Origin of the sequence: Antarctobacter aquimaris, from assembly GCF_900184945.1 — a bacterium.
Taxonomy (GTDB): Bacteria; Pseudomonadota; Alphaproteobacteria; order Rhodobacterales; family Rhodobacteraceae; genus Maliponia; species Maliponia aquimaris.
On sequence record NZ_FXYF01000002.1, the window covers coordinates 577,010 to 598,220 of the forward strand.

Consider the following 21,211-nt stretch of genomic DNA (forward strand, 5'->3'; position numbering starts at 1 on the left):
GCTCAGGCCGCGCGCCAGTTGGTCGACATCACCGACAGCCCGCCTTCGTAGACGCGCAGCCGGGTCAGCGACAGCGGCGCCACTTCGAAGGCCAGCGCGGGCGGCACCGTCCCCAGCGCCAGCGCCAGCGCCGCGCGCACCGTGCCCGCGTGGGCGACGACGGCGACAGGCCCCTCGGCACGCGCCTTCGAAGCCAACGCCTCCAGCGCCGGGCGGACCCGCGCCGCCATGTCGGCAAAGCTTTCGCCGCCCGGCGGGCGATGGGCGGCCAGCGCCTCGGAGGACAGCGGGCCGAGGTCCGGGACCCGATCGAAGGGCAGTCCGTCCTGCGCGCCAAAGTCCTGTTCCCATAGGCGGTCGTCGATCGGGATGTCCTGCCCCGTCCACAGCGCCCCGGCGGTCTGCACGCAGCGCAGCGCCGGGCTGGCCACGCGATGCGCCACGCCCGCCAGCAGGGCGCGCAGCGGCGCGAGAGCCACATCCGACAGGTCCGCCGGTACATCCGTCCGCCCGCACAGCCGCCCGCCGTGCAGCGCGGGCGCGTGTCGAATCAACATCAGTTCAGCGGTCTGGGACGGTGTCATTTCGGGGCTTTTCAAGCAGATCGGATCGTGGTTTGTCACGGCCGCATGGGAAAGTCGATCCTCATCACGGGCGGCGCACGCTCGGGCAAGAGCCGCTTTGCAGAGCGCGTGACGCTCGGGTTCGGCGCGCCCGCGATCTACATCGCCACAGCCGAGGCGCATGACGCCGAGATGAGCGACCGCATCGGCCAACACAAGGCGCGGCGCGGCGAGGAATGGCGCACCGTCGAGGCGCCGCTGGACCTGGTCGGCGCGCTCGATGCTTCGGATGGTGCCGGCCCGCGGCTGGTGGACTGCCTGACGCTGTGGCTGACCAACCTGATGCTGTCGGACGCGGACTGGCAGGCGGCGGCGCGTGACGTGGTGGCCGCCCTGCCCCGGCAGACCTCGCCGGTGATCTTTGTCACCAACGAGGTCGGCGCCGGGATCGTGCCCGAAAACGCCCTCGCCCGCGCGTTCCGCGACGCGGCGGGCCTGCTCAATCAAAACGTTGCCGAAGCCTGCGACGAACTCTGGTTCTGTGTCGCCGGCCACCCCTTGAGAGTGAAACCGACATGACCGACCTGACCCTGACCTCGCTCGACGCGGTGACCGCGCTGGACCTGCCGACCTTCGACACCGCCGCTGCCGAGGCCGCGCGCGCCCGCCAGAGCCAGCTGACGAAACCGCCGGGATCGCTGGGCCGGCTGGAAGAGCTGGCCGCCTTCATGGCCGGCTGGCGCGGCACCGACCGGCCGCGGATCGACCGGGCGCAGGCGCTGGTCTTTGCCGGCAACCACGGGGTCTGCGCGCAGGGGGTGAATCCCTTTCCGCAGGAGGTGACGGCGCAGATGGTGGCGAACTTTGCCGCCGGGGGTGCCGCGATCAACCAGCTGTGCACGGCGGCGGGGGCGACGCTGGAGGTGATCGCGCTGGACCTCGACCGGCCGACGCGCGATTTCACCAGCGCCCCGGCGATGGATGAGGACGACTGCCTCGACGCGCTGCGGCGCGGGGCGGCGGCGGTGGACGCACAGGCGGACGTGCTGCTGCTGGGCGAAATGGGCATCGGCAATTCGACCGTGGCGGCGGCGCTGGCCTTTGCGGCCTTTGGCGGCAGCGCGGCGGACTGGGTCGGCCCCGGCACCGGGTCGAACCCGGCGGGCGTGGCGCTGAAGGCGCGCGTGGTGGCCGAGGCGATCGTGCGGCATGGCGCGCTGTCGCCGATGATGCGGCTGGCCGCGCTGGGCGGGCGTGAACAGGCCGCCCTCTGCGGCGCGGTGCTGGCGGCGCGGATGGCGCGGATCCCGGTGCTGCTGGACGGCTTCATCTGCACGGCGGCGGTCACGCCGCTGTTCGCCGCCGACCCGGACCTGCTGGCGCATTGCCTGATTGCGCACCAGAGCCGCGAGCCGGGGCACCGCAGGCTGGCCGAGGCCATGGGCAAGGCGCCGCTGCTGGACCTTGGCATGGCGCTGGGCGAAGGGTCAGGCGCGGCGCTGGCGCTGCCGATCCTCAAGGGCGCGCTGGCCTGCCACAACGGCATGGCCACCTTCGCCGAAGCGGGCATCTCGGGCGCATGACCCCGCGCCGCCGCCTCAGCGAAGTGCGGCTGGCGATGATGATGCTGACGCGCCTGCCGATGGGCACCCTGCCGGAGCCGGTGCCAAGCCTGACGCAGGCGCGCTGGGCCTTTCCGCTGGCCGGGCTGCCGGTGGGATTGGCCATGGGGCTGGTGCTCTGGGCCGCGCAGGTGCTGGGCCTGCCGCCGTTGGCGGCGGGGTTCGTGGCGCTGGCTGTCGCGGCCGTTTTGACCGGCGGTCTGCACCATGACGGGCTGGCGGATTTTGTCGACGGCATGGGCGGGCGCGACGGGACCCGGCGGCTGGAGATCATGCGCGACAGCCGTATCGGCAGTTACGGCGTGGTCGCGCTGGTGCTGAGCATGGGGTTGTCGGCCTCGGCGCTGGGGTCTTTGCCGGGACCCGCGCTGGCCGGTCTGCTGCTGGTGGCCGTGGCCAGCCGTCTTGCCATGCTGCTGGTGCTGGACCTGTTGCCGCCCGCGCGGGCGGATGGCATGGGGCGGATGGCGGCAGAGGCGCGGGATACGGCGGCATGGCGGGTCTGGCTGCCGGGGGCGGCCCTGGTCCTGCTGGTCACACTGGCGACCGGACCCATGGCAATCGGCGTACTGGCAGCGATGGCGCTAGCGGCAGCGATTGTCGCGCTTCAGGCGCGCCGCCTGCTGGGCGGGCAGACCGGCGACGTGCTGGGGGCGGCGCAACTGTGCAGCGAGACGGCGGGTCTGCTGGTCCTGAGCATGGTGCTCGGCTAAGGACTCAGCGCGTTCCCCATTCCAGCCATTTGCGTTCATCGGGGCCGAGTAATTCGCACATGCGCGCATCGTAGGCGGCAAGATCGTCGGCGCTCAACTGCCCTTCCCACTTGTTCGACGTGGCCGAGTCGAAGAACCCCGCGTCGCTCTGCCAGAACTCCTGCCCCGCCGAGGGGGTAAATCGGTGGGCATTGGCCTTCATGCTGTCAAAAGTCGCCGCCTGAACGATGTCCTCCAGCAGATCGCCCGGCGTGTCGATCCCCGCGTGCGCAGCAATGCGCGTCACCGCACCGCGCAGGTCGCGCAGCATGTCGGCGTAGTGCAGGCGCAACAGGTTCTCGCGCGGCTCGCGCGCCAGCGTCTCCCGGTAGTGCCGGACGATGGTCACCAGGCTCGCGCCGTCGGCATGGTCCGCCTCGAGGAAGATGCGGAAGCTTTCGGAGGGATCCTCAGGAAACAGGTGATCGGCAAACCGTGCCTTGGTCTGGTTGGCGTAGTGCTTGCGGTAGGAGAAATGCACGTCGATCGGGTGGCGGTAGACGGTGACGTAGCGCAGCTGCGGCCAGTACGGGATCCCGTCGAAGGAGGTGTGCGTCTTGACCTGCCGCCGGTGGTCCTGCGCCTCCAGCCGGGCCATGACCTCGTCCAGCGGGCGCAGGGCAATGTCGATCCAGGGCGATTTCATCGAGGTCTGCGCGTCGACGCCGGGATCCGCCGCGATCAGCATCGCCAGGATGCCCTGCGTCCAGGTGGTGCCGGACTTGGCCGGGGTACAGACGACGATATCGCCCTCGCGCGGCGTAAACGCCTGCCAGCGGCGGGAATCGGTCAGATCGGAGACGTAATCGCGCTGCGGCGGTTCGGCGGCAAGGGTCATCGGCGGTCCTCCTCGCCGCAGCCTGCCGCACAGGGCACGGCATGGCGAGGGAAAACCGCCCCCGCGTCAGAGCTGCCCCTGTTCCTCCAGCACCTTGCGGGCCACGCGGAAGCATTCCAGCCCCATCGGCACGCCACAGTAGATCGCCACCACATGGATGATCGCGCGGATCTCTTCCTTGGTGACGCCATTTGTCAGCGCGCCCCGGCAATGGATTTCCCATTCGTGCATCCGCCCCAGCGCGCCGATCATCGCCAGGTTCATCATGCTGCGGGTCTTGGGCTCGATCACCTCGTCGCCCCAGCCGAACCCCCAGCACCAGGCGGTCATCGCCTCCTGGAACGGCCGGGTGAAATCATCGGCGGCGGCAAGGTTCTTTTCAACGTATTCCGCGCCCAGCGTCGCCTTGCGCTGTTCCAGCCCCTTGAGAAAGAGGTCTTCGTCAAACGTGCTCACGTCGGTCTCCGCTCTGTTGGCCGCAGTGTGATGCCACGCGGCGCGGGGATGGGCCAGAGGCCGAAGGGTCAGGCCGCCGGCCCGCCCGGATCGCGCGCCAGTGCCAAGGCCTGTTTCAGCACCGCAGGATCGCCGACCTGATTGGCCAGAATCAGGATCAGGCGGGCGTTCAACGCGGCGCTTTCGTCCTCGCTGAGGCCGTTATGGGCGGCGATCAGGCGCTCGTAGAATCCATCCGGGTCGGGGATGTTGGGATCGGTCCTGAGGGGCATGGGCTACTCCCGTCCTATCGCGCGGCGCAGGTTGGTGCGCAGCGAGGTTTCGTCGAAGAAGGCCCAGCGCGCCACGACGTGCTGGTCCGGGCGGATCAGGTAGACGGCCTGCGACGCCTCGCCCAGGTAACGCTGCGCCAGCGCCCCGCTCGGGTCGTCCTTGGTGGACAGCGCCACGCGCCGCACTCCGATCCCGGCCTCCTCCAGCGTCTCGGGCGCCTCCGCATCGACCGTCAGCAGGCTAAAATCGCCGCCCAGCCGCTCCAGCAGGTAGCCCGCGCCCAGCGGCGCATCGGGACAGGGGCTGCCGGGCCGGGTCCGCGACGGGCCGCCATGCAGCGCATCGACGCCGTTCAAGGGCCCGCCGTCATAGGTGCAGGGCACCGACAAACGCCCCGAGTTCACCAGCGGGCGGGCAAACGCGTGGTGTTCCGCCAGGTCCAGCACCGCGTTGCGAAAGACATGGCTGATCTTGGACTTCGGCGTGATGAAATCGGTGGATCGGGTGGAATTGAGGATGTTCTCGTCCGCGCCGTGGATGCGCTCCCAGTCGTAGCTGTCGAGCAGGCGGTCGGGTGCCTTGCCCCGGATCACCAGCCCCAGCTTCCAGCCGAGGTTGTCCACGTCCTGCATCCCCGAATTCGCCCCCCGCGCGCCAAAGGGGCTGACCTGGTGCGCGGCGTCCCCGGCAAAGATCACGCGTCCATGGCGGAATTTCTTCATCCGGCGGCACTGGAAGGTGTAGATCGAGGTCCACACGATCTCGTACTCCACCCCCGGAAGCATCGCGTCGAGGCGGCGGCGCACGTTCTCTTCTTTCAGCTCCTCCTTGCGGTCCACGTCCCAGCCGATCTGGAAATCGACCCGCCAGATGCCATCGGGCTGCTTGTGCAGCAGGGTCGAGGCGCCGGACTTGAAATGCGGCTCAAACCAGAACCAGCGTTCGGTCGGGAAGGTTTCGTTGACCATGCGGATGTCGGCGATGAGAAAGCTGTCCTCGAACACGCGGCCTTCGAAATCCAGCCCCATCATCTTGCGCAGCGGGCTGGAGGCGCCGTCGCAGCCGATCAGCCAGTCGGCCTCGATGGTGTACGGCCCCTCGGGCGTGGCGATCTCCAGAACGGCATGATCGTCCTGCACGGTGACACTGTCGACGCGGTTCTTTCCGCGGATTTCGATAGGCGCACCAGCCGCCTGCGCCTCGCGGACGCGTTCGACAAGGAATCGTTCGAAATAGGGCTGTTGCAGGTTGATGAAAGCGGGGAACTTGTGCCCCGCCTCGGGCAGCAGGTTGAACTCGTAGACCTTGCGGTCGTCATGGAACACCTTGCCGAGGTTCCAGACCACGCCCTTTTGCAGCATCGCCTCGCCCGCGCCGTAACGGTCGGCGATCTCGAGACAGCGCTTGGCGAAACAGATCGCGCGGGAGCCCTGCCCGACGCCCTCGTGATCGTCCAGCAGGACGACCGGTATGCCCTGAAGTCCGAGGTCGAGGGCGGTCGCCACGCCGATGGGGCCGCCGCCCATGACGACAACCGGGTGCCGGACAGTTGTTTCGGCATCCTGGTCAGAAGAACGCTCGTAGGGGTAGAGCTTGAAGGCTAGCTGGTAGCGGTCCTGGATCATGGCGGTTCCTCTCAGACGGTCAGGCGGGACAGAACGAAGGCGAGCAGCACCGACACACCGCCCGATACGGCGAACAGCAGCGCCATGGCGCGGGACATCTGCCCGACGCGGGACAGGCGCAGCGTGGCCAGCCCCTCGCGCAGCCAGCGCGCCGAGAGCATGGCCCGCGCCATGCCATCCTGACGCAGCTGCCGCGTTGCGTGGCGGACGAAATGCAACCAGAGGGCCAACAGGCCCACCCCCAGCGCCAGCGCGGCAAGCCCCGTCGCAAGGCTGGCCAGGGCATCGAGCGTGCTCACCCCTGCAACGCCGCCCACATGTCCTTGTCCCGCTGCGCCGTCCAGATGCGCGGCGTGTCGATGCCGCGCGCCTCGTCATAGGCGCGGGCGACGTTGAAGGGCAGGCAATGCTCGTAGATGGCGTAGTCCTTGAACTTGGGGTCGCAGGCCGCGCGCACCGCGTCCCAGGCCTCTTTCAGCGTACCGCCGCGCGCGACGACCTTTTCGACCGGCTTGTAGGTGGAGCGGACGAAATCCTCGGTCGCGGCGATGGCCTTGGCCACCATCTCCGGCCCCACCAGCGCGTCACCCCGGCCCGGCGCGATGGCCTGCGGCTCAAAGGCGGCGATGTTGGCCAGCGTCTCGTGCCAGTCGTTGAAATGCCCGTCGCCGCAGTAGCAGGCCGAATGGTATTCGACGATGTCGCCGGTGAACATCACCTCCTGATCGGGCACCCAGACCACCGCGTCGCCCGCCGTGTGCGCCCGGCCCAGCGTCATGATGTCGACGCGCCGCTTGCCCAGGTAGACGGTCATGGACTCGGAAAAGGTCGTCGTCGGCCAGGTCAGGCCGGGGATTTCCTCGTGCCCCTGGAAGAGGCGCGGAAAGCGGTCGAACTCGCTGTCCCAGTCCTCCTGCCCGCGCTCGGCCACCATCGACCGCGCCACGTCGGACATGATGATCTCCCGCGCACCATAGGCCGAGGCGCCCAGCACCCGCACCGCGTGGTAATGCGTCAGCACCAGGTGGCTGATCGGCTTGTCCGTGACCGAACGCACATGCTCGATCACCTTGCGCGCCAGGCGCGGCGTCGCCTGCGCCTCGACGATCATCACCGACTCGTCGCCGATGATGACGCCGGTGTTGGGGTCGCCCTCGGCGGTGAAGGCGTAGAGCCCGTCACCCACCTGAGTAAAGGAGGTCTTCTTCTCGGTCATGTCTCCGGCGGAGGCAAAGGCCTTGCTCATCGTGCACCTTTCAAGTCTCTGGACGCGGACACGCCCCTGTGATTGCATCGCGGATCATGAGCAACGCCCTGAAACCCGCCCTGATCTTTGTCGCCAGCGCGCTTGTGCTGGCGGTGATCCTCGCCCTGATGGGCCGCGACTGGATCTGCCCCTGCGGGCGGATCGACTTCTGGGCCGGGCCGGGCACCCCGCCCGAAGAGGGCAGTCAGCACCTGTTCGACCTCTATTCGCCCAGCCACCTGATCCACGGCCTGGCTTTCTACGGCATCCTGGCACTGGTCGCCTCGCGCCTCAGCCTGAACCTGCGCCTCGCTTTGGCGCTGGTGGCCGAGGCCGCCTGGGAGGTGCTGGAAAACACGCCTATGGTGATCGAACGCTATCGCGCGGTCACCGTCTCGCTGGATTACAACGGCGACAGCGTGATCAACTCGATCTTCGACCTGGTGGCCATGGTGATCGGTTTCTACCTGGCGCGGGTGCTGCCGGTCTGGGTCAGCGTGGCCATCGTGATCGGGCTCGAGGTGCTGACCGCGATCCTGATCCGCGACGGGCTGGCGCTGAACGTGCTGATGCTGTTCTGGCCGGTGGATGCCGTCCTGCAATGGCAGCAGGGCCTCTAGGCTCATCCCCGCCCCCCGTAGGGATCGTCCAGCGCCGGCAACAGCTGCCCGGTGCAGGCGCCAAAGCCGATGCGATAGCCATCCCCCATGGCCGCGCCGCGCAGTGTCACGGTATCGCCGTCCTCCAGGAAGCTGCGCGTCGCGCCGCCCTCCAGCGTGATCGGCTCCTTGCCGCCCCAGGCCAGTTCCAGCAGCGCACCCCGGCTGTCCCTGGCCGGGCCCGAGATGGTGCCGGACCCCAGCAGGTCCCCCACCGACATCGGGCAGCCGCTGGTCGTGTGATGCGCCAGTTGCTGCGCCGAGGAGTAATACATCTCGCGGTAGTTGGTCCGCGTGATGACCGTCTCCCCTCCGCCCTCCGGCAACAGACCCACCTCGAGATCGATGTCATAGAGCATCGGACCGGGCTCCTGCAGGTAGTCCAGCAAGGGCCGGTCGCGCTCCGGCGTGGCGACGCGGAACGGCTCCAGGGCGGCCTTTGGCACGATCCACGGACTGATCGAGGTCGCCGTTGCCTTGGCCTGGAACGGCCCCAGCGGCTGGTACTCCCAGGCCTGGATGTCGCGCGCCGACCAGTCGTTCAGCAGAACGTAGCCAAAGATCATCGCGTCCGCCTCCGCCACCGTGACCGGCCCTTCCGAATCCAACCCGACCACCGCGCCCAGTTCCAGCTCGAAGTCGAACCGCGCCGAGGGGGCAAAGCGCGGCAGGGCCTCGTCCGGCGCCTTCACCTGCCCCCAGGGACGGCGCACCGGCGTGCCGGACACCACGACCGAGGACGCCCGCCCGTTGTAGCCGATGGGCACCGACAGCCAGTTCGGCGGCAGCGCGTTCTCCGGCCCCCGGAACATGGTGCCGACGTTGGTCGCATGGTGCTTGGACGCGTAGAAATCGGTGTATTCCGCCACGGCGAAGGGCATCAGCATCCCGGTCCCCGCCTGCGGCACCATGTAGGCGGTCAGCGCCTCGGCATCGGGCGCGGCCTCGGCCAGCATCTCGGTCAGGGTTTCGCGAAAGGCGGCCCAGGCCGCCGGCCCCAGCGCCATGAACTCGTTCCAGACCCCGAAGAAGAACACCTCGTCCATGTCGTCCATCTGGATCAGCCCATCAGCCTCCAGCGCGGTCACATCCAGGATCATGTCGCCGATGGCGACGCCGCAATGCGCCTCGCCGCCTTCGGCCCGGAACGACCCGTAGGGCAGGTTGTTCAGCGGGAAATCGGTGTCGGCGGAGTTCGCACTCTCCACCCAGGATCGTTGAAGGGGCATGTGTCGTCCTGTCGGTTGAAGGGCAGCGGGATGACCCCCGCCTTGCGCCGCGAACCCGGCGCCGCCCCTGTCTTCTTTGGTTTTCCAAATACCCTCGGGGGAGTCGCCGGAGGCGACGGGGGCAGAGCCCCCTTCCTTACTTCTTCCCGGGCGTGCCGTCGAACTTCTTCTCGAGGCTCTTCCAGCAGTCGATGTAGTCGTCCTGCAACGGTGCTTCCGTCGCGGCGAACTCCGTCAGGTGCTGGGGAAAGCGCGTCTCGAACATGAAGGACATGGTGTTGTCCAGCTTGTCCGGTCCAAGGTTGGCGTTCGACGCCTTCTCGAACGCATCACGGTCCGGCCCGTGCGGCAGCATCATGTTGTGCAGGCTCATGCCACCGGGGACGAACCCCTGCGGCTTGGCGTCGTATTGGCCATAGATGTTGCCCATCAACTCGGACATGATGTTCTTGTGATACCACGGCGGGCGAAAGGTGTTCTCGGCCACCATCCAGCGCTCGCGGAACAGCACGAAGTCGATGTTCGCCGTCCCCGGCACGCCGCTGGGAGCCGTCAGCACGGTAAAGATCGACGGATCGGGGTGATCGAACAGGATCGCGCCCACCGGGCAGTAGGTGCGCAGGTCGTATTTGTAGGGCGCGTAGTTGCCGTGCCAGGCGACCACGTCCAGCGGCGACTGGCCGATCTCGGTGACGTGGAACTGGCCGCACCACTTGACCGTCAGAGTCGAGGGCACCTCGCGGTCCTCATAGGCGGCCACCGGCGCCTTGAAGTCGCGCGGGTTGGCCATGCAGTTCGCGCCGATCGGGCCGCGCCCCGGCAGTTCGAACTTCTGGCCGTAATTCTCGCAGACAAAGCCCCGGCACGGCCCCTCCAGCACCTCGACCCGGTAGACCAGGCCGCGCGGCAGGATCGCGATTTCCTTCGGTTCGACGTCGATCACGCCCAGCTCGGTGCAAAAGCGCAGGCGACCCTCCTGCGGCACCACCAGCAACTCGGAGTCGGCCGAGAAGAAATAGGCGTCCTGCATCGACTCGGTCACCAGGTAGATGTGGCTCGCCATGCCGACCTGCGTGTTCACGTCCCCCGCCGTGGTCATGGTGCGCATGCCCGTCAGCCAGGTCAGGCCGTCCTGCGTGGGCACCGGGTCCCAGCGGTACTGGCCCAGGCTGATCACGTCCGGGTTTACGTTGGGCGCAGATTTCCAGTGCGGCAGGTCGAGCTTGGCATAACGCGCCGAGTGTTTGACCGAGGGGCGGATGCGGTAGCACCAGGTCCGCTCCGGCGGGTTGGCGGTAAAGGCGGTGCCGGACAGCTGTTCGCCGTAGAGGCCATAGTTGCATTTCTGCGGGCTGTTCATGCCCTGCGGCAGCGCGCCGGGCAGCGCCTCGGTTTCGAAATCGTTGCCGAAGCCGGGCATGTAGCCCTCTTGCGTGCCGGCCCAGGTGGCGGCGCGCACCATGCCCTGCGGCAGTTCGAAACGGGTCATGAAATCTCCTCCCCCGGAAGTTCTGACGTGGGCGGATTTATTCGTTGCAAGTGCAATGAAGTCAAGTCTAAACTTGCACCTCAAGCAGACCTTTGGGATCCGAGGATGAAGGACCGCGCCACCCTGCCCGACTTTGACCTGGGCCGTTTCACGCCTTACCGGCTGGCGGTGGCGGCCGAGCGCACCTCCGAGGAACTGGCGCGCCAGTACCGGGCGCGCTTTGGCATCTCGATCCCGGAATGGCGGGTGCTGGTGCACCTCGCGCAGCCGCTCGACGGGGCCGAGACGGTGTCGGTCCGGGACATCGAGGCGCGGGTGGCGATGGAAAAGAGCAAGGTCAGCCGCACCGCCTCTCGGCTGGAGGCGGCCGGCCTGATCGAGAAGGCGGTGGACGCGGGCGACCGGCGGCTGGTGCGGCTGGCCTTGACGGCCAAGGGGCGCGTCTTGATGGCAGAGCTGTTGCCCTTGGCGCTGGCCTACCAGCAGGAAATCGAGGCGCGGCTGGGCGAGGCCTTTGCCGGGCTGGAGTCGGGGCTGCAGGCGCTGTTGACAGCGGTTTCGGATCGCTGACGCGATCCGACCGGCCGGGGGGCTCCGCCCCCCGGACCCCCCGGAGGTATTTGTCAAACCAAAGAAGTACGAGGGCGGTCACCTGTTTCGGACGGGGCGCAGGCGGGCGGCGCCGAGCGCGCTGAGGCCCAGCATCACGGCGGCGGTGGCCAGGCAGAGCGGCAAGCCGCCAAGCTGGTAGCTGAGGCCCGAGAGCAGCGTGCCCAGCAGCCGGCCTGCCGCGTTCGCCATGTAGTAGAAGCCCACGTCCATCGTCACCCGCTCGCCGCGCGAGAAGGCGAGGATCAGGTAGCTGTGCAGGGCGGAGTTGATGGCGAAGAGCGCGCCGAAGACCAGCAGGCCGGCGATGATCGTCGCGGTCAGCCAGGGTGCGGGGGCGCCGGCGGCGTACACGAGCAGCGCCAGCAGCGCCGGGACCACGGTCAGCGCCAGCGCCCAGTGCCGCGCGGCGGCGACAATCTCGGCCTCGGGGCGGGTGGCGGCGCGCAGGGCGCGCGGGGCGCTGGCCTGCACGGCGCCGTAGAGGATCGTCCAGACCGCCATGAAGCTGCCGATGGTGAAAAACGCCAGCCGGTTGCCCGCCTCAGTCCCGTCCGACAGCACGGCGTAGAAATAGACCGGGATACCGACCACGAACCAGACGTCGCGCGCGCCGAACAGGAAGACCCGTGCCAGCGACAGCCAGTTCACGTTGGGATCTGTCGACAGGACCTCGCGGACCTTCGCCCCCTTCCTGCCCGCCGGCAGACCGGGCGGCATCCGCAGCGCCACCGCCAGCAGCACCAGCGCCAGTACCAATGCCATGCCGAGCACCGCCGGGACGAACCCCGCCAGCGCCAGCAAGGCCGCGCCCAGCAGGAAGCCCAGCCCCTTGACCGCGTTCTTGGACCCGGTCAGCACCGCGACCCAGCGAAAGAGACCACCCTGCCCCTTGGGCGCCAGCAGCTTGACCGCCGATTTCGCCGACATCTTGGCCAGGTCCTTGGCCACGCCGGACACCCCCTGCACCGCCATGACGAAGATCACCGAGGCGGACAGCCCCCAGGCCGGGTCAAGCTGCGCCAGCGCCAGCAGCGCCGCCACCTGGAGCGTCAGCCCGGCATAGAGCGTCGAGGCCAGGCCAAAGCGCGCGGCGATCCAGCCGGCCGAGAGATTGGTCACGATGCCGGCCAGTTCGTAGAGCAGGAACAGCCAGGCCAGTTGCACCGGCGAAAAGCCCAGCGTGTGAAAATGCAGGAGAACCAGCATCCGCAGTGCGCCGTCGGTCAGCATGAAGGCCCAGTAGGCCGCCGTCACCGCCATGTAGGCGGCCAGGCCCTGCGGGCGGGCGGCGGGCACGGTTTCAGTCACGAAAATTCATCTCTTCTTCATGCGGACGATGCTGTCCTGTCCGACGGCCTGGAAATGAAACTCTTCGGCGTTGAGGCGGAACAGCATCCAGCACAGCGGGCTGTTGCGGGTGTCGTCATGGACCACCCGGACATAGGGGCCGTCGGTGTCGCCCTCGCAGGTGGGTTGCAGGGTCATCGTGCCGGTGGAGACCGGGACGCCGTCGAAGAAGTCCATGAAGCGCGTGCCAGAGACCTGGGTGGCGAAAGCGGACTCTTCCGCGTCCCCCCAGAGGCCCTGCAACAAGTCGGTGAGCGCGGCCAGGTCCGGCTCTGTCGCGGGGGCGGGTTGCGGCTGCGGGGCCGCGGCGGGCGGAGTCGCGCGGGGGGCGTCCACCGGGGTCAGGGTAACGCTGGCCTCGGTCGCCGCGCCGACATCCAGTTCGGCAAAGCGGGCCTCGCGCAGGCCACGGTCGGCGCAGCCCGTGTCACCGGTGATGGTGAACGCATCGTCCTGGACACAGAAGGTGAACTTTCCCGCGGCAAAGTCGCCATCTTCGTTGACCGCGTGCCAGTAGTAGAAGCGGTTGCGCAGGTCGCCGGAGATGACCCGCGCGCAGTCATCGGGGGCGACGCTCCACCAGCCCTCGGACACCCACTCGGAGTCCGCGTTGTAGCCGATGGCCACCATGGCGGGCTTGGCGGTTTCGTTGCAGAAGGACAGGCCCGCCATGGCGGGGCCGGAGGACAGCAGGCAGAAGGTCAGGGCAAGCAGGCGCATGGGATACCTCAAAGGCCGGGACAAAGGTCTGATGGCCTGCAATATGGACGAAACCGCCCGGTTATTCAGGTCCGGACATCCCGACCCCCGCCCTGACCGCCGCACCTCAGAGGGAGGCCCCGACCATGTGGGCCACGTCCACCAGGCGGTGCGCATAGCCCCATTCGTTGTCGTACCAGGCGTAGATCTTCACCTGCGTGCCGTTGACGACCATGGTCGAGGGCGCATCGACGATGGCCGAGCGCGGATCGTTGACATAGTCGGTCGAGACCAGCGGCCGTTCCTCGTAGCCCAGGATGCCCTTCAGCGGGCCGTCGGCGGCGGATTTGAACAGGGCGTTGACCTCTTCGGCGGTCGTTTCGCGCGCCACTTCGAAGACGCAGTCGGTCAGCGAGGCGTTCAGCAGCGGCACCCGGACGGCGTGGCCGTTCAGACGGCCTTTCAGCTCCGGGTAGATCAGCGTGATCGCCGTGGCGCTGCCGGTGGTGGTGGGGATCAGCGAATTCAGCGCCGAGCGCGCGCGGCGCAGGTCCTTGGCCGGGCGGTCGACGATGGTCTGGGTGTTGGTCACGTCGTGGATCGTCGTGATCGAGCCGTGGCGGATGCCGATCGCCTCGTGGATGACCTTGACCACGTGGGCCAGACAGTTCGTCGTGCAGGAGGCGGCGGTGACGATCCGGTGTTCCTGCGGGCGGTAGATGTCGTGGTTGACGCCGTAGACGATGTTGACCGCGCCGCCGTCCCTGACCGGGGCGGAGACGACGACCTTTTTCACCCCGCGGTCGAAATAGGGCGCGATGCGCTCCGCGGTCTTGTGATGGCCGGTGCAGTCGATCACCACGTCGACCCCCTCCAGCGGCAGCGCGTCCAGGCTTTTGGACGTGAACACCGGGATGCGCATGCCGTCGATGGTGATCCCCGTGTCATCGGCACTGAAATCCGCCCGCCAGCGGCCATGCACCGTGTCGAACTCCAGCAGGTGCGCATGCATCGCCGGGTCGCCCACCGCGTCGTTGAGAAAGGCGATGGTGTCCCCCGCTTCCAGCATGGGCCTCAGGATCAGCTTTCCGATGCGGCCAAGGCCGTTGATGGCATAGGTGGTCATGCGGTGTCCTTTGTGCGGGCGATGTCGTCGATGTCGGATTGCAGGCGCGCCCGGTCGAGCGACGACAGCGGCAGCGCGGCAAAGGTTTGGATGCGGTTGCGCAGTGCGCCATAGACCTGCTGAAAGGCCAGCATCCGCTCTGCCTCGGTCCCGGTCGCCTTGACCGGGTCGGGCTGGCCCCAATGGCCGGTGATCGGCTGGCCCGGCCAGGGCGGGCATTCCTCGTTCGCCGCCGCGTCGCAGACGGTAAAGACAAAATCCATCCGCGGCGCGCCGGGCGACTGGAACTCCGATATGTGCTTGGCCCGCAGGCCAGAGACATCGTGCCCCTTGTCCCGCAGGACTTTCAGCGCCAGTGGGTTCAGCGCCGACTGTGGCTGGGTGCCCGCCGAATATACCTCGAACCGGTCACCGGCGATCGTGCGCAGCAAGGTTTCGGCAAAGATCGACCGGGCAGAGTTGCCGGTGCAGACGAACAGAGCGGTGTATTTGCCTTGGGTCATGGCGGGGTCCTGCAAAAAGGGCGTCAGGCAGACCTCGGGGCGGCCACGGCAGCAATCCGCCGCGAGGTAGGACAGCAGCCGCCCCGCCCCGTTCATGTCGGCGGCATAGAGCAACGAGGTGCCGGCGCGGGTCTGCGTGATCAGCCTGGCGCGGCGCAGCTGCGCCAGCGCCGCCGAGAGCGTGGACGGCGGCAGGTCAAGCGCCGTGGCAATCTCTCCCGCCGGAACGGCATCAGGGTAACGCCGCATCAGCAGGCGGAACACGTCCAGCCGGCGTTCGTGGGACAGGGCGTCAAGCGCTCTCAGGATTTCTTTTTTCATGATTCCGGAAATACGGAATCTGCCGAACCCGCGCAATACCTTTTTTCCGGTTTTCTAGAAACACATGCCGACCGGCCTCGGTCGACCGCATGACCCGGGCTCGGATCATTCAAATCCAGCGTGTTTCCCAGACATGAAAACGAATTCCGATATTGTTATATATTTCAGCGCGAATATAAATCCCGGGCGCGAACGACCGACCTTAGACTGACACGAGAAACAGGAGCAGTTCCATGCCGTTCAAACCCCTTCTTGCGCTGACCACAGCAACCCTGCTGGCCAGTGCCGGCGCGGCCCTTGCCGACCACGGCAACCCCTGGGCCACCGCCGAGGACACCGTCCTGTCCAGGAACCACGACGCCAACCAGGCAAAAAGCCAGGGCACCCGGGGCGAGGACGAGATGCGCGGCGTCATGACCCGCAGCGCGCATGGCAAGCTCGGCTCCACGCCGTCCGGCCAGGGCGGCGGCAAACCCTCGGGCAACGGCGGCGGCAAGGGCGGCAAGGGCAAGAACCGCTGATCCGGACCGCAACAGGCAGACCGCGCAGGGGCCCCGCCCTGCGCGGTCTTTCGCGGACCTCCCCGTCGCGGAGCGTGAAAAGGTGCGGTTGGCACCCGTTAACCGAAATGTGCTAGAACCGGGTCAGCGCCCCGGATTTCGGACCCAAGGACCTGACCCATGCCCCGACGCCCCGACTTTGCCCGCTGGCTGGATGAGACCAACGACGTCACGCAGACCTTCCTGGCTGCCGGGCAGATTCCCGGTCTGGTGAACCTCGCGGGCGGCCTGCCCGAACCGGACACCTGGCCCGTGGCAGAGCTGTCCGAATTCGCGGCCCGCGCCATGTCCGAGTATCCGGCACAGGCGCTGGCCTATACCCCCATCGACGGTCTGCCCGACCTGCGCGACCGGATCGCCGCGCAGTACAGCACCGGCGCGCTGCGCCTGACGCGGGACAACGTGCTGATCACCACCGGCGGCATGCAGGCGCTGGACTTGCTGGGCAAGGTGCTGCTGGACCCCGGACAGCTGGTCGCCGCGCAGTCGCCGGCCTACCTCGGCGCGCTCGACGCCTGGAAACCGCGCGCGCCGCGCTACCGCCCGCTGGTGTTCGAAGACCCCGGCTTCGATCCGCAGGCGGGCCTTGCCGGGGCGCAGTTCGCCTATGCGGTGCCGAATTTCTCCAATCCCTCCGGCCGGCTCGTTCCGCTGGAGCAGCGCCGCGCACTGGTCGCCGCGGCGCAGGCCACCGGGGTCTGGCTGGTCGAGGACGACCCCTACGGCCACCTCTACTATGACGGCCCCGCCCTGCCCCACATGCTGGCGCTTTCGGCCAGCGGGGCAGCGGTCTACGACGGGCCGGTGATCTACACCGGCACGTTTTCGAAACAGCTGGCGCCGGGGCTGCGGGTGGGCTGGGTCATCGCCGCGCCAAAGGTGATCAAGGCCCTGACCACGGCCAAGCAAGGCTCGGACATGTTCACCAGCGGGCTCTGCCAGCACATCGTTATCGAGGCGCTGGACCGTGGGCTGCCCGAGCGTATCCTGCCCGGCATCCTCGACACCTACCGCGCCCGGCGCGACGCGCTCTGCGCCGCCATGGCCGAACACCTGTCGGACCACTTCGCCTGGCAGGTGCCCGCGGGGGGCATGTTCGTCTGGGCGGTGGCGCGCGATGCGGCGCTGGACACCGATGCGCTGATGAAGACCGGGCTGGCACATGGCGTGTGCATCTCGCCCTCCAGCGTCTTCGACCCGCTGGGCCGCGACCGGCGGGCGATCCGGGTGAACTTTACCCTGAACCCGCCCGAGGTCCTGGCCGAAGGCGTCCGCCGCCTGGCCGCCGCCACCCGCGCCCAGCTGGCCAAGGCGGCCTGACCTCCGACCCGGGCCAGCGGCCGGGGACGGCGGGCGGGGCGATGTTCCGGCCCGTTCAGGGCCGGGACGAGCGCCGGACCGGCGTCACGCCAGCGACGGCAACCACAGCACGATCCCCGGAAAGGCGACCAGCAGCGCGATGGTCACACCGTCCGCCACGAAAAACGGCGTCACGCCGCGGAACACGTCCTGCACCGACAGCTCCGGCCGCACCCCGGCGACGACAAAGCAGTTCAGCCCGATCGGCGGCGTGATCAGGCAGAACTCGGCCATCTTCACCACCAGGATGCCGAACCAGATCGCGCACATCGGCCCCGACATGCCAAAGGCCGCGTCCTCCGCGCTCACCGTCAGCCCGCCGTTCAGCGCCATGACCGCCGGGTAGACCACCGGCAGCGTCAGGAGCAGCATGCCGATGGCGTCCATGAACATGCCCAGCACCGCGTAGGCCAGCAGGATGCAGACCAGGATCATCATCGGCGAATAGGGCAACCCGGTCAGCCAGTCCGAAAACGCCGAAGGCAGGTCGGCAAAGCCGAGGAAGCGCACGTAGATCAGCACGCCCCAGATGATGGTGAAGATCATGATCGACAGCTTGGCGGTCTCGATCAGCGCGTCCTTCAGTTCCGGCAGCCGCATGCCGCGGTACAGCGCCATCAGGAAGACGATGAAGGCGCCGATCGCCCCGCCCTCGGTCGGCGTGCCCCAGCTGTCGCCGCCGAAGGGGTTGTAGACAAAGAAGATGATGATCACGACCACCGCCACGATGGGCAGCGCCGGCGGCAGGCTGACAAAGCGTTCGCGCCAGGTAAAGCCGCCCACCGGCGGGCCGAATTTCGGCCAGATCATCGCCATGCCGACGATCAGCGCGGTGTAGACGAAGGCCGAGAAGACGCCCGGGATGAAACCCGCCAACAGCAGCTTGCCCACGTCCTGTTCCACGATGATGGCATAGATCACCAGGATCGCCGAGGGCGGGATCAGCGAGGCCAGCGTGCCCGCCGCCGCCACCACGCCCGCGGCAAAACGCTTGTCATAGCCGACCTTCAGCATCTCCGGGATGGCGATGCGGGCAAAGACCGCCGCCGTCGCCACCGACGCGCCCGACACGGCCGCGAAACCGGCCGTTGCGAACACCGTCGACACCGCCAGCCCGCCCGGCACCCAGGCGATCCAGCGCTTGGCCGCCTCGAACAGCGCGCGGGTCAGGCCCGCGTAATAGGCCAGGTAGCCGATCAGGATGAAGGTCGGGATCAGCGACAGCGCCTGGCTGGCCACCTTGCCGTGCGGCACCTGACCCGCCGTCTTGACCGCCACGGTCAGCGCCCAGCCAAAGTCTGCCGGGTCGTAGCCCTTCTTCGACCAGAAGATCCAGACCAGCCCGACCAGCCCCGCCGTCGCCGCGGCAAAGGCGACCCGCATGCCCAGCACCACCAGGACCAGCATCCCGCCGGTCACCCACAACCCGATGTCGATGGATGTCATGTCCGCGCCTTCCGCTGCGATCTGCTCTGCGGGCCGCGCATCGTGGCGCCCGCGTCACGGGTGGCGCGCCCGCCCGTCTTCCGAATGATCATGCGTCGTGCCCCCGCACCTGGTCGGCCTCGGCCATGGCCTGCTCTGCCACCGACTGCACCAGCGGCACCCCCGCCGGCGTGTCGAGACCCAGAACGATGGCCCGGCCATAGCCCCACAGCTGCAACACCAGCCGCAGGCAGATCACCGCAAAGGCGATCGGCACGATCAGCTTGGCCGGCCAGATCGGCAGCCCGATGTCGATCGAGCTGTCGCGGCTCCAGTTCGGTGCGCCGAAATCGAAGCTGCGGCCGAAATGCGCCCAGGTGCCCCAGACCAGCAGGACCATCAGCACCAGGATGAAGAAGGTGGTGATGAACTCGGCGATCCACAGCAGGCGGCCCTTCAGCGCGCCCACGACGATGTCCATGCGGATGTGCCCGCCCACCCGCTGCACGTAGGAAATGCCGAAGATCGCGATCAGCGGCATCGCCGCCTCGATCCAGTCGACATAGCCGCGCAGCGGTTCGTTGAAGAAGTTGCGCCCCGTGACCGAGATCACCGCCAGGCACATCAGCCCGAAGGCTCCCACCCCCGAGACAAAGGCCATGCCCAGCTCGACCCGCACCAGCGCGCGGTCCAGCCGCGACAATAGACTGTCGTCTTCCAGGACAGACGCATGTCCGGCCATCGCTTCACTCCGGTCGTTGTTGCAGAAATGCCCGCCCCGGCCGCTGCGCCGGGGCCTCCTGCCCCCCTTGTGCGGATGGCCGGAGGCCCCGGCTCAGGGCCGGGGCGTGGTCACGCGGTCTCAGTTGGCGGCGCGCGCCTGCTTCAGCGTCGAAAGCACGAGGTCATAAAGCTCCTGCGCCGGCAGACCCTGCGCGCCCATGCTCTCGATCCAGGCCTTGTGAATGGGCTTGCCCGCCACCTCCTGGAACTTGGCCAGCTCCTCGTCGGAGAACACGACCTTCTGCACACCCTTCTCGGCCAGGACATCGTCCCACTGCTTGAGCAGCACCCTGTAGTTGTCGATGTAGTAGGCGATCGCCTCGTCCACGGACTCGTCCAGCGCGGTGCGCTCGGCGTCGGTCAGCGCGTTGTAGGCGTCGATGTTCACCACCACCGGGCAGTTCACCGTGCCGGGGTTGAGGTTCTCGGTCCACCAGTCGGCCTGATTGATCGTGCCAAAGGACAGGTGCGCGTGCTGCGCAAAGGCCACGGTGTCGACAACGCCGGACTCCATCGCCTGGTAGGCTTCGGCCGAGGTCACCGAGGTCGGCACGCCGCCCACCGCGGCAAAGGCCTGACCCAGGCCGCCGGTCGCGCGCACGCGCATGCCGTCGAACTCGGCCAGTTCGTCGCGCGGCTCGCCGGTGCCGACAAGGTTGTACTGCGGCATCGGCGAGGTCATCAGCATGCGCGCGTTCCACTGCGCCATTTCCTCGGCCACGGCCGGGTGGGCATAGACCGCGTGGCTGACGGCCACTTCCTCGGCCAGCGTGTTCACGCCCAGGAAGGGCAGTTCCAGCACGGTGATCGCGCGGTTCTTGTCCTCGTGGTAGCCGGCACAGAACTGCGCCATCTCGAAGGCGCCGATGGAGATGCCGTCAAGGTTTTCGGTGTTCTTCGACAGCCCCCCGTAGGAGATGTTCATGGTGAATTCGCCGCCGGTCTTTTCGGACACCAGATCGGCGATCTTGTGGATGTGTTCGGTAAAGGCGCGGCGCGAACCCCAGACGGAGACGTTCCATTCGGTGGCCGCGGCCTCGGTGACGAAGGTGAACGCAACGGCGGTCGCGAGCAGTTTGGCGGTAATGCTGGACATCTGTCCTCCCTGTTTTTGCGCGGCGGTATCTTCCGCCTCGGGCGGAGGTTAGAGGAATGCCCCCCGGGTTCAAGCGTTTTAGGCCTGGAGGGGATTCGCGGGAGCGAGCGCTAACAATCGGTATACGCTGGCATACCGCATCGTTTTGTCACACCCGGCACAACCATAGGAGTTACCACCCCGACAGGTGAACACGTCACGCAATGCCCCTGCGACGACCTGTCCACAGGATCAAGAAAACAAGGAGGTTAGCGGACGGCGCGCAAATTAGTTTACGTTTTTCAGGCAGAGCCTGAAAACAATTTACAGCTAAATCCTTATTTTCAAGTATGTTATTCACTTGTTTTCCATTTGGGGTATTGTCCGGATTGAACGTGGTGACGCTTGGGAAAGCAGACCCGCAGGGATCATCGAAGCGAAGGAGAGCCCTTCATGACCGACCAGAGCAAACCCGAAACCGGCCACCGCGTGTACCCGCCTGCGCCCGACCTGACGGCATCGGCCCACGTCGACCTTGCGCGCTACGACGCGCTGTACAAGCGGTCTGTCGAGGACCCCGAGGGGTTCTGGGCCGAGCAGGCGCAGCGGCTGGACTGGATCAAGCCGCCGACCGAGATCAAGAACACCG

24 protein-coding genes are annotated in these 21,211 nt (G+C 67.6%); 8 read left to right on the top strand and 16 right to left on the bottom strand.

What is annotated here, in order from left to right:
* Positions 1-2 precede the first annotated feature (2 nt).
* Positions 3-557, bottom strand: a complete 555-nt coding sequence (locus MAA8898_RS05490; RefSeq protein WP_306456381.1) for a histidine phosphatase family protein — start codon at positions 555-557, stop codon at positions 3-5.
* Positions 558-629: 72 nt separating this feature from the next.
* On the opposite strand from MAA8898_RS05490, the gene cobU reads away from it, so the two are divergent.
* The 3 genes from cobU to cobS are packed head-to-tail and all read left to right on the top strand — an operon-like array spanning position 630 to position 2,898.
* A complete protein-coding gene (gene cobU / locus MAA8898_RS05495; protein ID WP_094019960.1) occupies positions 630-1,142 on the top strand; it encodes a bifunctional adenosylcobinamide kinase/adenosylcobinamide-phosphate guanylyltransferase in 513 nt (170 codons plus the stop codon).
* Positions 1,139-2,146, top strand: coding sequence for a nicotinate-nucleotide--dimethylbenzimidazole phosphoribosyltransferase (cobT, locus tag MAA8898_RS05500; protein ID WP_094019961.1), 1,008 nt, complete (start codon positions 1,139-1,141; stop codon positions 2,144-2,146). The genes cobU and cobT overlap by 4 nt, the downstream gene beginning before the upstream one ends.
* Positions 2,143-2,898 (top strand): adenosylcobinamide-GDP ribazoletransferase, encoded by a 756-nt coding sequence (gene cobS / locus MAA8898_RS05505; RefSeq protein WP_094019962.1) that lies wholly within the window; start codon positions 2,143-2,145, stop codon positions 2,896-2,898. Before cobT ends, cobS begins: the two co-directional genes overlap by 4 nt.
* 4 nt (positions 2,899-2,902) lie before the next feature.
* On the opposite strand, the gene MAA8898_RS05510 is transcribed toward cobS, so the two are convergent.
* The 6 genes from MAA8898_RS05510 to MAA8898_RS05535 all read right to left on the bottom strand — a co-directional run bounded on the left by MAA8898_RS05510 (position 2,903) and on the right by MAA8898_RS05535 (position 7,375).
* A complete protein-coding gene (locus MAA8898_RS05510; RefSeq protein ID WP_094019963.1) occupies positions 2,903-3,775 on the bottom strand; it encodes a sulfotransferase domain-containing protein in 873 nt (290 codons plus the stop codon).
* Between the two features lie 66 nt (positions 3,776-3,841).
* On the bottom strand, positions 3,842-4,231 hold the full coding sequence (locus MAA8898_RS05515; RefSeq protein WP_094019964.1) for a carboxymuconolactone decarboxylase family protein: 390 nt from the start codon (positions 4,229-4,231) through the stop codon (positions 3,842-3,844).
* Positions 4,232-4,299: 68 nt separating this feature from the next.
* Positions 4,300-4,503: a DUF2783 domain-containing protein gene (locus MAA8898_RS05520; protein ID WP_094019965.1), complete on the bottom strand. Its 204-nt coding sequence runs from the start codon at positions 4,501-4,503 to the stop codon at positions 4,300-4,302.
* A 3-nt stretch (positions 4,504-4,506) separates the two neighbouring features.
* Positions 4,507-6,129, bottom strand: a complete 1,623-nt coding sequence (locus MAA8898_RS05525; protein ID WP_094019966.1) for an FAD-dependent oxidoreductase — start codon at positions 6,127-6,129, stop codon at positions 4,507-4,509.
* Positions 6,130-6,140: 11 nt separating this feature from the next.
* Positions 6,141-6,428 (bottom strand): hypothetical protein, encoded by a 288-nt coding sequence (locus MAA8898_RS05530; protein WP_094019967.1) that lies wholly within the window; start codon positions 6,426-6,428, stop codon positions 6,141-6,143.
* Positions 6,425-7,375: an MBL fold metallo-hydrolase gene (locus MAA8898_RS05535; protein WP_094019968.1), complete on the bottom strand. Its 951-nt coding sequence runs from the start codon at positions 7,373-7,375 to the stop codon at positions 6,425-6,427. Before MAA8898_RS05535 ends, MAA8898_RS05530 begins: the two co-directional genes overlap by 4 nt.
* A 56-nt stretch (positions 7,376-7,431) precedes the next feature.
* On the opposite strand from MAA8898_RS05535, the gene MAA8898_RS05540 reads away from it, so the two are divergent.
* Positions 7,432-7,995, top strand: a complete 564-nt coding sequence (locus MAA8898_RS05540; RefSeq protein ID WP_094020023.1) for a DUF2585 family protein — start codon at positions 7,432-7,434, stop codon at positions 7,993-7,995.
* A gap of 2 nt (positions 7,996-7,997) precedes the next feature.
* Here the strand turns inward: MAA8898_RS05540 and fahA are convergent, their stop codons facing one another.
* Both fahA and hmgA read right to left on the bottom strand, forming a co-directional pair.
* Complete coding sequence (gene fahA / locus MAA8898_RS05545) at positions 7,998-9,263, bottom strand: fumarylacetoacetase (protein ID WP_094019969.1); 1,266 nt, start codon at positions 9,261-9,263, stop codon at positions 7,998-8,000.
* 136 nt (positions 9,264-9,399) lie between these two features.
* Complete coding sequence (gene hmgA / locus MAA8898_RS05550; RefSeq protein ID WP_094019970.1) at positions 9,400-10,752, bottom strand: homogentisate 1,2-dioxygenase; 1,353 nt, start codon at positions 10,750-10,752, stop codon at positions 9,400-9,402.
* A gap of 105 nt (positions 10,753-10,857) precedes the next feature.
* On the opposite strand from hmgA, the gene MAA8898_RS05555 reads away from it, so the two are divergent.
* Positions 10,858-11,322 (top strand): MarR family winged helix-turn-helix transcriptional regulator, encoded by a 465-nt coding sequence (locus MAA8898_RS05555; RefSeq protein WP_094019971.1) that lies wholly within the window; start codon positions 10,858-10,860, stop codon positions 11,320-11,322.
* A gap of 78 nt (positions 11,323-11,400) precedes the next feature.
* Here MAA8898_RS05555 and arsJ read toward each other — a convergent pair whose 3' ends face one another.
* The 4 genes from arsJ to MAA8898_RS05575 form a co-directional block, all read right to left on the bottom strand.
* Complete coding sequence (arsJ, locus tag MAA8898_RS05560; protein WP_094020024.1) at positions 11,401-12,624, bottom strand: organoarsenical effux MFS transporter ArsJ; 1,224 nt, start codon at positions 12,622-12,624, stop codon at positions 11,401-11,403.
* Positions 12,625-12,678: 54 nt separating this feature from the next.
* A complete protein-coding gene (locus MAA8898_RS05565) occupies positions 12,679-13,431 on the bottom strand; it encodes a DUF1036 domain-containing protein (protein ID WP_176445072.1) in 753 nt (250 codons plus the stop codon).
* A gap of 106 nt (positions 13,432-13,537) precedes the next feature.
* Positions 13,538-14,536, bottom strand: a complete 999-nt coding sequence (locus MAA8898_RS05570) for an ArsJ-associated glyceraldehyde-3-phosphate dehydrogenase (protein ID WP_094019973.1) — start codon at positions 14,534-14,536, stop codon at positions 13,538-13,540.
* Positions 14,533-15,360, bottom strand: coding sequence for an arsenate reductase/protein-tyrosine-phosphatase family protein (locus tag MAA8898_RS05575; RefSeq protein ID WP_094019974.1), 828 nt, complete (start codon positions 15,358-15,360; stop codon positions 14,533-14,535). Before MAA8898_RS05575 ends, MAA8898_RS05570 begins: the two co-directional genes overlap by 4 nt.
* A 233-nt stretch (positions 15,361-15,593) precedes the next feature.
* On the opposite strand from MAA8898_RS05575, the gene MAA8898_RS05580 reads away from it, so the two are divergent.
* Positions 15,594-15,881, top strand: a complete 288-nt coding sequence (locus tag MAA8898_RS05580) for a hypothetical protein (RefSeq protein ID WP_094019975.1) — start codon at positions 15,594-15,596, stop codon at positions 15,879-15,881.
* Positions 15,882-16,040: 159 nt separating this feature from the next.
* Positions 16,041-17,240 carry an aminotransferase-like domain-containing protein gene (locus MAA8898_RS05585; protein WP_094019976.1) on the top strand — a complete coding sequence of 400 codons (1,200 nt, stop codon included), beginning with the start codon at positions 16,041-16,043 and terminating at the stop codon, positions 17,238-17,240.
* Positions 17,241-17,324: 84 nt separating this feature from the next.
* Here MAA8898_RS05585 and MAA8898_RS05590 read toward each other — a convergent pair whose 3' ends face one another.
* The 3 genes from MAA8898_RS05590 to dctP all read right to left on the bottom strand — a co-directional run bounded on the left by MAA8898_RS05590 (position 17,325) and on the right by dctP (position 20,583).
* On the bottom strand, positions 17,325-18,725 hold the full coding sequence (locus tag MAA8898_RS05590; protein ID WP_094019977.1) for a TRAP transporter large permease: 1,401 nt from the start codon (positions 18,723-18,725) through the stop codon (positions 17,325-17,327).
* Between the two features lie 88 nt (positions 18,726-18,813).
* A complete protein-coding gene (locus tag MAA8898_RS05595; protein ID WP_094019978.1) occupies positions 18,814-19,446 on the bottom strand; it encodes a TRAP transporter small permease subunit in 633 nt (210 codons plus the stop codon).
* Positions 19,447-19,566: 120 nt separating this feature from the next.
* Complete coding sequence (gene dctP, locus MAA8898_RS05600) at positions 19,567-20,583, bottom strand: TRAP transporter substrate-binding protein DctP (RefSeq protein WP_094019979.1); 1,017 nt, start codon at positions 20,581-20,583, stop codon at positions 19,567-19,569.
* A 432-nt stretch (positions 20,584-21,015) separates the two neighbouring features.
* Here dctP and MAA8898_RS05605 point away from each other — a divergent pair.
* The coding region (locus MAA8898_RS05605; protein WP_141194795.1) for an acetyl-coenzyme A synthetase N-terminal domain-containing protein at positions 21,016-21,211 on the top strand (196 nt) is incomplete at its 3' end.

Bases quoted from the DNA above. Each gene is read 5' to 3' on its own strand.
- MAA8898_RS05490 (WP_306456381.1), bottom strand. From the start codon at position 557: ATGTTGATTCGACACGCGCCCGCGCTGCACGGCGGGCGGCTGTGCGGG.
- cobU (WP_094019960.1), top strand. From the start codon at position 630: ATGGGAAAGTCGATCCTCATCACGGGCGGCGCACGCTCGGGCAAGAGC.
- cobT (WP_094019961.1), top strand. From the start codon at position 1,139: ATGACCGACCTGACCCTGACCTCGCTCGACGCGGTGACCGCGCTGGAC.
- cobS (WP_094019962.1), top strand. From the start codon at position 2,143: ATGACCCCGCGCCGCCGCCTCAGCGAAGTGCGGCTGGCGATGATGATG.
- MAA8898_RS05510 (WP_094019963.1), bottom strand. From the start codon at position 3,775: ATGACCCTTGCCGCCGAACCGCCGCAGCGCGATTACGTCTCCGATCTG.
- MAA8898_RS05520 (WP_094019965.1), bottom strand. From the start codon at position 4,503: ATGCCCCTCAGGACCGATCCCAACATCCCCGACCCGGATGGATTCTAC.
- MAA8898_RS05525 (WP_094019966.1), bottom strand. From the start codon at position 6,129: ATGATCCAGGACCGCTACCAGCTAGCCTTCAAGCTCTACCCCTACGAG.
- MAA8898_RS05535 (WP_094019968.1), bottom strand. From the start codon at position 7,375: ATGAGCAAGGCCTTTGCCTCCGCCGGAGACATGACCGAGAAGAAGACC.
- MAA8898_RS05540 (WP_094020023.1), top strand. From the start codon at position 7,432: ATGAGCAACGCCCTGAAACCCGCCCTGATCTTTGTCGCCAGCGCGCTT.
- fahA (WP_094019969.1), bottom strand. From the start codon at position 9,263: ATGCCCCTTCAACGATCCTGGGTGGAGAGTGCGAACTCCGCCGACACC.
- hmgA (WP_094019970.1), bottom strand. From the start codon at position 10,752: ATGACCCGTTTCGAACTGCCGCAGGGCATGGTGCGCGCCGCCACCTGG.
- MAA8898_RS05555 (WP_094019971.1), top strand. From the start codon at position 10,858: ATGAAGGACCGCGCCACCCTGCCCGACTTTGACCTGGGCCGTTTCACG.
- arsJ (WP_094020024.1), bottom strand. From the start codon at position 12,624: ATGGCGGTGACGGCGGCCTACTGGGCCTTCATGCTGACCGACGGCGCA.
- MAA8898_RS05565 (WP_176445072.1), bottom strand. From the start codon at position 13,431: ATGCGCCTGCTTGCCCTGACCTTCTGCCTGCTGTCCTCCGGCCCCGCC.
- MAA8898_RS05570 (WP_094019973.1), bottom strand. From the start codon at position 14,536: ATGACCACCTATGCCATCAACGGCCTTGGCCGCATCGGAAAGCTGATC.
- MAA8898_RS05575 (WP_094019974.1), bottom strand. From the start codon at position 15,360: ATGAAAAAAGAAATCCTGAGAGCGCTTGACGCCCTGTCCCACGAACGC.
- MAA8898_RS05580 (WP_094019975.1), top strand. From the start codon at position 15,594: ATGCCGTTCAAACCCCTTCTTGCGCTGACCACAGCAACCCTGCTGGCC.
- MAA8898_RS05585 (WP_094019976.1), top strand. From the start codon at position 16,041: ATGCCCCGACGCCCCGACTTTGCCCGCTGGCTGGATGAGACCAACGAC.
- MAA8898_RS05590 (WP_094019977.1), bottom strand. From the start codon at position 18,725: ATGACATCCATCGACATCGGGTTGTGGGTGACCGGCGGGATGCTGGTC.
- MAA8898_RS05595 (WP_094019978.1), bottom strand. From the start codon at position 19,446: ATGGCCGGACATGCGTCTGTCCTGGAAGACGACAGTCTATTGTCGCGG.
- dctP (WP_094019979.1), bottom strand. From the start codon at position 20,583: ATGTCCAGCATTACCGCCAAACTGCTCGCGACCGCCGTTGCGTTCACC.